The organism is Vibrio sp. YT-15 (assembly GCF_033337445.1).
GTDB lineage: Bacteria > Pseudomonadota > Gammaproteobacteria > Enterobacterales > Vibrionaceae > Vibrio > Vibrio alginolyticus.
Window position 1 is genome coordinate 1 of record NZ_JAWOQR010000091.1, and the last position, 1,294, is coordinate 1,294.

1 protein-coding gene is annotated in these 1,294 nt (G+C 47.8%); it reads right to left on the reverse strand.

Annotation, left to right across the window (positions count from 1 at the left end):
* Window positions 1–949, reverse strand: a 949-nt coding sequence (locus R7D93_RS25480) for a S8 family serine peptidase (RefSeq protein ID WP_318129580.1), incomplete at its 3' end; no start/stop codon positions are given.
* Window positions 950–1,294: the final 345 nt, after the last annotated feature.

The following is a 1,294-nucleotide window of genomic DNA, read 5'->3' on the forward strand; positions in this document are numbered from 1 at the left end:
TCATGTTAATCACGAGGTAGCCGTTATCGGCACCAGAGGTGATCGCACCCATAGAGGAAGATAGCGGGCATACCCCCGTCGCAGCGATAAGGAAGCAGCCAAAAAATGGGTCGCAGCTATAAATCAGATATTCGTAGCACGTCTTCAGGTTGCCAACAGAACTGTTAAAACCGACCCCAGCAATACCAATACCGTTATCTGTCTGAGCCGCCGCAATACCTGCGACATGGGTGCCGTGTCCAACCACGTCCTCTAACGTATCACTTTGATAATCGGTGACGAATTTCTGCTGCTCAACACATTTTCCGTTCCCGAGCTCAATGCTACTCACGCTATCCCCTGCCATACGACAATCAATACCGGAATCGAGAATTGCTATCTTGACGGCAGAACTACCTTTCGTCATATCCCAAGCTTCGGGAGCATTGATATCTGCACCAGGCAAGCCAGAGGCCTCATCCAGATACGGACCAAATAGTGGGTCATTCACCACGGTAGAATGTACTTGCCCAGTATTATTGAGCGCCCACTGCTCAGAAAAGTAGTCACTAGCATAGATACTTCCACCGAGACCTTCATTGGGAACATACTGAACAATGTGGATGATATCAGGTTCTGCATACAACACATTCGGGTTCTGGTTAAAACGGGCTAACTGTGCTTCCACTGTTCCAACGGGCACTTGCAAGACATGTACATCAATGCCGGAAATGACTTTGAGCGCTTCGGCTCTGCTCTCACGCATCAACTCCCCTACGTCAGACGCCGCTGCACCGGGACGGAATTTAACGAGAATACGATCCACGGCATAAGCCGGAGGTGGAGTTGTATGAACGGGATGAGGATGACTATCGAGGTAAGCCTGCGGTATAGCAAGGCTTTCTGGAACTGCCGCCTGCACAATCGCAGACGACAACAATAAAATCGGCAAGGATAATGAATGATGCATTGCACTATAGTCCGTGTTGGATAAGTCCCTTCCTTGACTGAGGAACTCCATTTGCCAGATGAAACGGCAGCGGGTACGGCTCAGCCCCCATCAAAACCTTTTAACTTAGAATAGAAGTCTAATGATAATTTTACCAATAAGGGGAATATCTAAGGCATGCAATAGACCGATAGCAACGGTGAGGAAATGGGCGGGAGCTAACTATTTTCTTTGAAAAACCAGAAAATGTTTCTGGTCGGTAAAACACTGTCACCACATCAATTTGGGAAGAGAAGAGCGTTCCAAACGCATTTTGGGACAGAAGTGAGTTAGATTAAATCGGCTAGACTCCCACTTTCAGATAAC